This window comes from Calditrichota bacterium (assembly GCA_014359355.1).
GTDB lineage: Bacteria > Zhuqueibacterota > Zhuqueibacteria > JANLFK01 > Oleimicrobiaceae > Oleimicrobium.
On sequence record JACIZP010000166.1, the window covers coordinates 1 to 8,511 of the forward strand.

9 protein-coding genes are annotated in these 8,511 nt (G+C 61.7%); 7 read left to right on the forward strand and 2 right to left on the reverse strand.

Annotated elements, in window-relative coordinates; genetic code table 11:
• The 6 genes from H5U38_06850 to H5U38_06875 all read left to right on the forward strand — a co-directional run.
• Positions 1 to 343, forward strand: a 343-nt coding sequence (locus H5U38_06850; protein MBC7186737.1) for a YraN family protein, incomplete at its 5' end; no start/stop codon positions are given.
• A 22-nt stretch (positions 344 to 365) separates the two neighbouring features.
• The gene (locus H5U38_06855; GenBank protein ID MBC7186738.1) at positions 366 to 680 is read left to right on the forward strand and encodes a hypothetical protein; all 315 of its coding nucleotides are present in this window, start codon (positions 366 to 368) and stop codon (positions 678 to 680) included.
• Positions 681 to 756: 76 nt separating this feature from the next.
• On the forward strand, positions 757 to 2,454 hold the full coding sequence (locus H5U38_06860; protein ID MBC7186739.1) for a M14 family metallopeptidase: 1,698 nt from the start codon (positions 757 to 759) through the stop codon (positions 2,452 to 2,454).
• Positions 2,455 to 2,458: 4 nt separating this feature from the next.
• Positions 2,459 to 2,845: an amino acid-binding protein gene (locus H5U38_06865; GenBank protein MBC7186740.1), complete on the forward strand. Its 387-nt coding sequence runs from the start codon at positions 2,459 to 2,461 to the stop codon at positions 2,843 to 2,845.
• A 73-nt stretch (positions 2,846 to 2,918) separates the two neighbouring features.
• On the forward strand, positions 2,919 to 4,502 hold the full coding sequence (locus H5U38_06870) for a glycosyltransferase (protein MBC7186741.1): 1,584 nt from the start codon (positions 2,919 to 2,921) through the stop codon (positions 4,500 to 4,502).
• Positions 4,499 to 5,362 carry a polysaccharide deacetylase family protein gene (locus tag H5U38_06875; protein MBC7186742.1) on the forward strand — a complete coding sequence of 288 codons (864 nt, stop codon included), beginning with the start codon at positions 4,499 to 4,501 and terminating at the stop codon, positions 5,360 to 5,362. Before H5U38_06870 ends, H5U38_06875 begins: the two co-directional genes overlap by 4 nt.
• A gap of 84 nt (positions 5,363 to 5,446) precedes the next feature.
• Here the strand turns inward: H5U38_06875 and H5U38_06880 are convergent, their stop codons facing one another.
• On the reverse strand, positions 5,447 to 6,337 hold the full coding sequence (locus H5U38_06880) for a DUF1460 domain-containing protein (protein ID MBC7186743.1): 891 nt from the start codon (positions 6,335 to 6,337) through the stop codon (positions 5,447 to 5,449).
• A gap of 86 nt (positions 6,338 to 6,423) precedes the next feature.
• The gene (locus H5U38_06885) at positions 6,424 to 7,458 is read right to left on the reverse strand and encodes a DJ-1/PfpI/YhbO family deglycase/protease (GenBank protein ID MBC7186744.1); all 1,035 of its coding nucleotides are present in this window, start codon (positions 7,456 to 7,458) and stop codon (positions 6,424 to 6,426) included.
• A 287-nt stretch (positions 7,459 to 7,745) separates the two neighbouring features.
• On the opposite strand from H5U38_06885, the gene H5U38_06890 reads away from it, so the two are divergent.
• The coding region (locus H5U38_06890) for a hypothetical protein (protein MBC7186745.1) at positions 7,746 to 8,511 on the forward strand (766 nt) is incomplete at its 3' end.

Consider the following 8,511-nt stretch of genomic DNA (forward strand, 5'->3'; position numbering starts at 1 on the left):
AACCGGCAGCAAGGGCGAGGAGGTGGCTGCGGCCTACCTCGAACGCAAGGGCTATCGCATTGTCGCGCGCAACTACCGCTGCGCCCACGGCGAGATTGACATCGTCGCCCGCGACGGCGAGACGTTGGTGTTCGTGGAGGTCAAGGCAGGCCGTTCTGGCTCTTTTGGGCCGCCAGAAGGCTGGGTGGATAGGCGCAAGCAGGGGCACTTGGGCAAGGCGGCTGCCCTCTACATGGAGGAGCACGCAATCGAGGATGTCGACTGCCGCTTTGACGTGATTGCCGTGGTGTGGGAACGCAGTGGCGTGCGGGTCCAGCACATCGAAGACGCCTTCTGGCTCTGAGAAGACGGCACGGCGCTCAGCCGTGCGGCGGGCCATCTTTGGTGCAGCGCAGTGGGCCCTCGTCCTGTACTTGCTCTGGCCGGTGCGCAGTCGCCTGCAAGGGATGGGCGACTTTGCGCGAGTGGCGCTGGGCATCTTTCTCTTCGTGGTGTTCTCCGGGAAGCTGCTCTACGACCAGGTCATAGCACGCCGGCAGAGCACAGACCCCCGGGAGCAGGGAGTGCATCTGGCAGGAATCGCCCTCGGCCTGGTGCTCATTGTCGGTGTGGTGGTGCTGCTCATCGGCATCTTGCTGGCTAACCTTTTGACCAGCAGTCTACAGCCCCCTGAGGAATGACGCAGAACGGCACTCGGGCAGAAGGGGCAGGCTCCTTTGCTCATGAGGAAAACGGATTCGGAAATGGAGGATATGATTGACCAGTAGCCGCTTGGCGGTGTTAGCCCTGGTGCTGGTGAGTGCGACCGTGCACGGCAGCGCGCCGGCTGCTTTGCTTCCCTTGACGCGGGCGGAGCGCTCCGGCTTTACCCAGACGTCGCGGTACCAGGAGGTCGTCGCCTTTCTTGACACCTTGCAACAGCTGTCCGACGACCTGCGCGTGGAGACGATGGCCGTCAGTAGCGAAGGCCGGCCTGTGCCCTTGGCAGTGTTAGGGCGACCCGTGCCCCTGTCCCCGGCCCAGGCAAGGCTGGAGGACCGGCCCGTGGTATTCATCATCGCCAACCTCCACGCGGGCGAGGTGGAAGGCAAAGAGGCCACGCTGATGCTGATGCGCGACATGCTCCTGGGCGATTTGGCCTCGCTCTTGGAGAATCAGGTGGTCCTCATCGCCCCCATCTACAATCCGGACGGCAACGAGCGCATTAGCCCCAGCAATCGGCGCAGCCAGCATGGGCCGGAGGGTGGCGTGGGCGTGCGCCACAACGGTCAGAACCTCGACCTGAACCGTGACTTCATCAAGCTGGAGACTCCAGAAAACCAGGGTCTGCTGGCCAACGTCCTCTTGCGCTGGGATCCTGTGCTTGTGGTAGACTGCCACACCACAAACGGCTCGCCACATCGGCATCCGGTCACCTACGCGGTGCCGCACAACCCAAACACGCACCCTGAGATCGTCCGCTATCTCCGCGCGGAGATGTTGCCGCAGGTGACGCGGCGGCTCAAGCAGACGCATGGCTACGACAGCGTGCCGTACGGCAACTTTGTCGACCTGGCGGCGCCAGAAAAAGGCTGGGAGAGCTTCGGCAGCGAGGGCCGCTACAGCACCAACTACATCGGCCTGCGCAACCGCTTTGCCATTCTGGACGAGAACTATGCCTACGCGGACTTTGCGACGCGGGTGCGTGCCTGTCGCGCCTTTTTGGAGTGCATCCTCTGGTACACGGCCCAGCACGGTCGCCAGATGAGCATCATCGTCCGTGCTATAGACCGGGGCACCACGGCGCGGGGTGCTGCGCGTGATTCCACCTGGAGTCTGGCGCTGCGGTCACAGGTGCAGGCGCTGCCCGAGCCCATCGAGGTGCTGAGCTACGAGTTTGCGACGGTTACCGAGGAGCCGGGTAGAAGCCGCATCAGGCCCACCGAACGGCCGCGCAGTTATCGTGTGCCCTACCTTGGCCAATACGTTCCCACCAGCACGGTGCCCTTCCCTGCGGCCTATCTCTTCCCGAGTCAGTTGCAGGAGGTGGCAGCAAAGCTGGTGCAGCACGGGATAGTCGTGGAAAGATTGGCGCAGAGCTGCACGTTGACGGTGCAGAGCTACCATGTGGACAAGATCGAGGCGACCCCGCGTCCCTACCAGGGTCACTTTCTGGTGACTTTGGCCGGGTCATGGCAGGAGCAGAGCAAGGTCTTCGCGGCCGGCGACTTTTTCGTGGATACGGCTCAGCCGCTGGCGCCTCTGCTTGCCTACCTGCTGGAACCTGAGAGCGAGGATGGCTTGGCTACATGGAACTTCTTTGACCGCCACCTCTATGCCAGCCAATGGAGCGATAGGCCGGCGGACTTTCCGGTGAGCAGAGCCGTGCAGCGACCAAGAGTGGCCCGGCGCGTCTGGCAACCGAGTGCCGGGATGGAGCCTCCGGCGGAAACAAGTGAACCAGCAAAGAGGTGAAACCATGGCGGAAATGGTCAAGCAGCTTTCGGTTTTCGTGCAGAACAAAGTGGGCACTCTTCAGGAGTTGTGCACGCAACTGGGACGGGCCGGCGTCAACGTGCTCGGCACCCTGCTGGTCGACGAGCGTGACTGGGGAGTGGTCAGACTGGTGGTCGACGATGTGGCCAAAGCAAAGACGGCACTCCAGAACACCGGCTATGTGTTCGGCGAAAGCGAGGTGTTGGCCGTGGAGCTGGACAATACGCCGGGAACTTTGGCGGATATGGCCAGTAGACTGGCTAAAGAGAACATCAGCGTGGAGTTCATCTACGGCTCAGGTGCCGGACCAAGAGCGCTGATGATTCTCTCGACCTCGAACAACAAGAAAGCCGGTAAGCTGCTCCGCTGAGGGGCAATGGAACGGAAGATGCTGGTCCGGAAGGAAGTGGCAACCGCTGTTTGCAAACGAGAGGAGTGTGCGGATGAAGAAGGTAAGTGTGATCATGCAGTATCGGGAGGGGCTGAGTTACAGCGACGCCGAGCTCAATGAAAGCATCAAGACACTCGTCAACCAGAACTATCCCCACTGGGAACTGATCCTGGTTGACTACCGCGGGAAGAAGGCGGCGCGCCCGCCTCTGCTGGAAGATGAGCGCATCATCCATCTTCCGGGGACGTTCAAGAACCGGGCGCAAGGCCTCAACGCCGCGCTCGCCCGCGCTACCGGCGACGCGGTGCTGCTCGTGGACAACATCCGCGCACACGTCTCCTTTCGCACCAGCACGCTGGAATTGCTCCTCATGGCCGCGGGCAGGCACAGAGACACCGGCCTGGTGTACGCCGACTATCGCCTGATTGCCGCTGACGGCACAGAGCGCGATATCCACTTGCTCGGTCACCACGAAGGGCGCCTGCGCGACAATCAGGACTATGGGCCGGTGTGGCTCTTGCCGCGAGCGGTGGTCAAAAAAGTCGGCGGGCTCGACGAGAAGTACGCGGCCGCTGACCTTTATGACTTGCGGCTGAAGGTAGCCACACGCTACCGCCTGGTGCACCTGGCCGCAGCGCGCAACGGCCACGCTTACGTAGTCAAGGCCCCTGCCGCCAAACATAACGTTTTCGATTACCTCCTCGCCAGCAAGGAGGTCCAGCTGGAGATGGAGCATGCCCTCACCGAGCACCTGAAACGTATCGGTGCCTATCTGGCGCCAGGTGCCCACTACCAGAAGGTCACCTACACCCGCGCCGAAGAGCGCCAGTTCTCTGACTGCATTGCCAGCGTCGTCATTCCGGTGTTCAACCGCAAGGAGTTCATCGGCACCGCCATCGAAAGTGTGCAGGCACAGACAGTGCCAAGCGTCGAGGTCATTGTCGTCGTCAACGGCGGCAAGGACGATCCCACCATCGAGGGGGTGAAGCCCTATTTGCCTGGGGGAGAGAAGTACGATCCCAACAAGCCCAAGGTCACCCTGCTGGTTGAGGACATCAACAACATCGGCTACTGCCTGAACAAGGGCTTGCAGGTGGCGCGCGGCAAGTACTACGTGCAATTGGATTCCGACGACCGCCTGAAGCCCAACGCAGTGGCAAAGATCCTCGAAGTGTTTGATTCCGACCGGCGCATCGGCATGGTCATCGGTTCCTACGAAGTCTGGCAGAAGGACGAGCACACGGGCGAGCTGTCGCGCATGGAGTCCATCCCCGTAGTGACCCACGACGAGTGGACGGAGAAGAACGGGCGGAACAACCTCCTGCGCATCAACGGAGCTGGGGCGCCGCGCGCCGCGCACATCAAGGTCATCAAGGAACTCGGCGGCTTTGGCACCAACGATTCCCCGTATGCGCGCAATTACGGCGAAGACTATGACTTGGTATTGCGCCTGTCGGAGCGTTACCGCATCGGACGGGTGTGGGAGCCCATCTACGAGGTCGTGCGCCACGCCGGAGGGACCGACCACGCCATCGACCAGGCGACCATTGACCGCAACGACGAGGCTAAGGACTTTATGCGCCTGGAAGCGGTGCGGCGCCGCAAGGCCTTAAACCGCAAAGCAAAGGCGGCGTGAACGAATCCCCCACCTTGAGTGCTGTGCACCCCAGGACGAGCGCCGCCCACAGTTGCTACCTGGCATTGTGGGCGGCTGTGGTTGCGTCCGTGTGCATAGCTGGCCTCGCCTGCCGGAATGGGAGCCGAAGTGCCTCGCTCATTCAGCATCACCCGCGGTGGCGCCACGACCACGCCGGCATCGTCCGCGGCGATACTTCTGTGCGCGTCCTCGCCTTGATCTTCACCGGCGGCGACTATGGCGAGGGGTGTGAGCACATCCTATCCACGCTGGAGAGCCACGGCATCAAAGCCTCCTTCTTCCTCACCGGGGCATTCCTTTCCCAGCCGGAGCGGCGTTCCTGTGTCAGGCGTATGGTTGGGCAGGGGCACTACGTTGGCCCCCACTCGCACGCCCACCTGTTGTATTCGCCCTGGGAGGACAGGTCCAAGAGTTTGGTAGGCAGACGGCTCTTTCGCCAGGACCTCAGGCAGAACTTGCGCGAGCTACGCGCTCTGGGTGCGCTCCGGCACGCCAAGGTGGTCTACTTCATTCCGCCCTATGAGTGGTACAACGAAGACCACGTGCGGTGGGCCAATGAGATGGGCGTGGTGCTATGCAACTTCACTCCGGGCAGTGGTTCGCATCGCGACTGGATTCCTGAGGGGGAGAAGGGCTTTGTTCCCGGCACTGCGATTCTTCAGGACATTCTCGCCTATGAGCAGCAGGACCCAAATGGGCTCAACGGCTTCCTCTTGCTCCTCCATCTCGGCGCGCAGCGACAGGACAAGGTCTTCTTGCAGCTCGGACCGTTGGTGGAAGAGCTGCTGCGGCGCGGCTACCGGTTCGTCAGAATTGATGAGTTGCTGGCTATTCCCTGAAGGCAATGCCGAAAGGAGTGGTGTCGGCCATGTCGCAGAGAGGGTCGGTGCCTTGCACGTAAACAAAGCGGCGCTGCGAACGACTCATTCGCTGTTCAGCATGAACTTGCCATGGGTGTACGGGCCGTCGCGCCACCTGACCTCTTCGCGCACGCGCATGAAGCTCATTCCTAAGTAGCGGCGGTTCCGCATGAGACTGGCCAGATAGTCAGCAAAGGGGGTGTCCACCACTTTGCCGGCGCTCATGCTGGCATGGCGGAAAAAGAGCCCGCGCTCGTTTCGGATGACCAGCAGCATGTGCGCCGAAAAGATGCCCGGCCGATCCTGGATCAGGGCGACAATATCCCCGCTGCGGAGGCTGTCCTTGTGGGCGGCCAGGCGCGTCAGGGGGATGTAGGAAATTGTCACCTCGCGATCGGGCAGGAACACGGGCAGATCCACAAACCCTTTGCCGGCGAAAAAGCGCTGATGGCTGATGGTGCGGGTGAGGGGCGTGGCGTCGTTGCCGCCGACTCGCTCCGTTACGTCCTCCAGGCACCAGCTATTGGCCGGCAGCCAGTCGGCCATGGTATAGTGGTTGCGACTGGCCATGCCTATGATTCCCTGCCGATAGCGAATGTGCTGCAGGATGTTGAAAAAGTCCTCGTAGTAATCTGCCAGCGTAAGGGCAAGCACAATTTCGCAGTAGGTCATGCAATTAAGCTTCTTGAGGTTCAGCAGCGGCCTTGTGTCGTAGCGGGCGTAGGGGCCGTCGCCCTCGCAATAGAGCTCATAGGGGGCGCCCAAGAACCGCTCGGAGTAGTAGACCATCTTCTGCTGATTGCTCCAGCCAGAGCTGGCAACGCGGCGGATTTCATGGTCGAGCGCTTCGCTGGACAGGTGCGGATAGTAGGGGCGCACCAGCGGCCGCGCGCAACCGGCGAACAGGCTCACAAACAGCAGGAGGACAGCCTGTCGCCATTTCGTTCTGTGCATGGAATTGACCTCCGACGGTATCGAGCTACACCTCGCCATTCGCGCGCCGGATGGATGACTGCAGTTGCTGCTCCTGGAGGGGGAGGCTACCACAGGTCTTCCATCCCCGGCGGGATGTCCCAGAAGGTGGCCCACTGGAAGTGGCCGGTGCCGCCGCGGTGGGCCGCCAGATCCACCGACAGTAGGCGGTAGTGCTCCTGTTCCTGCTCGGCCAGGAAGTGGAACATGTCACGCGCTTTCGCCGACTTGGCGCGGCCAGCTGCCGACAGGTAGAAGTCGTAGGCTGCGCGTTCTGCCTCCATGGCCACGGAGATGGCCTGTTCGACAGTCATGTTCTTGGTGAGCGTCCGTTTCGTCACCTCGACGCCCTTCTTGCCTGTGTCCGGCGGCGGTCCTCCGGTCAGCGTCCGGTACAGGTCGGAGAGCTGCTGGAAATGCTCCTGCTCCACGGCTGCCAAATAGAGGAACTTGTTGCGGATGGCTGGCTGCGCAAAGCGTTCTCCCGCAGCCTGATAGAATTCCTGCGCGCCTTTCTCGCGCGCCACCGCCAGGGCTAAAGCCTGCAGCGCCTCAGAAGGCTTAGTTTCGCTCACCGGGCGGCGAACGGCCAGCGCCTCGGCCAAGGCGCGATTGAACTCGGCCAAGTCCTCGGAGCGGCGTGAGGTGATGAGCTGTCCATCCACCACCACAGGACTGTCCTCGTAAAGGCCGCCTGCCAACAGCACATCGTCACGGATGCCGGGGTAGCAGGTCAGCCTTTTGCCCGCAAGGAGCTGTGCCGAGATGAGCACCTGGGGCCCGTGGCAGATTGCCCCCACAGTGCCCCCCAGACTCCAGAACTGCCGCACAAAGCTCAGGACCTCGGGCGACAGCCGCAAGATCTCCGGTGAGTCACCCCCGGGTATGACGATGGCGTCGTACCCGGAAGGGTCGGCCTCATCGAAGGTGCGGGTCACTTCCACCGTCCGCCGGCCGTTCTTGCCGGCCAATCTGCTCTTGTAGGTGCCTACGTAGTCGACCTTGGCTCCCTTGCTGGCGAGGAAGTCATGAGGTGAGGTGGTCTGTTCATCATGAAACCGCGGAGCCACCAGAATGGCGACTCTTTTCCCTTTCAGTGGCATATCGCCCCTTTCATTATCCTCCTGTCCAGAAGCGCGGCGGGACGTCGGCGTCTATATGCAGCGCGAAACTTTGGCCTTCGCCCAACCAATGGACACCATAAATTTACAACAACGAGCGTGAAAAGCAAACGGAAAATGGCTCTGCAGGACCGGCTAACCATGATTTTGAGGCTCTCTTGGCGATTCTTCTTGAAGGTCACGAGTGGATCATCTATATTTGCACACACAGCCTTGCCGGCAGTGGTGGACATTCCAGAGGGCCCATGTGCAGTTGGCGGCAAATGCTCATGACTGTGACGGCAGTCCTACTCTTGGGCTCTGCTCTTGTGTACGGCCAGAGCGGGCAGTGGACTGTGTACACGCGCGAGAACTCCGGTCTGCCTGACAACAATGTCCTCTCCTTGCTGGCGACTCCTGAAGGGCGGCTCTGGGTGGGTACCAGATTCGAGGGGCTCGCGGTGTTGGACGGCGCTTCCTGGAGCTACTTCAAGCCGCCTGCTCCGCCTGGAGCACGTGCCACAACTTCCAATGACCCGCAAGGGCCGCAGGCCCAGGCCATCTACGACATTGCCTTGGACAGCACAGGCGTGCTCTGGGTTGGAACGAAGGTGCATGGTCTGCTGCGCTTCGACGGCGCAACATGGACCCGCTACGACACGGTCAACTCTGATTTGCCCGACAACTACACATGGTCGGTGGTCATCGATGCCGAGAACCGTGTGTGGGTAGGCACCCGTTACGGGGGCGTGGCGGTGTTCGATGGTGGGGCGTGGACCATCTTGAACACGCGCAATTCCCCTCTGCCTTCGGACGATGTGGGATGCCTTGGCCTTGACCCCAAGCAGCGCATGTGGATCGGCACGCGGCACGGCTTAGCCGTCCTTGACGGCAGCGAATGGCGGCTCTTCACCTCGGCGACCAGCGGTCTGCCTTACGACCACATTGAGGCGATTGCCTTTGACCCTGCGGGCACGGCCTGGCTTGGTACCTTCGGCGGGGGCTTAGCAAGGTTTGATGGGCAGGATTGGCAGGTGTACACGCACGGCAACTCTG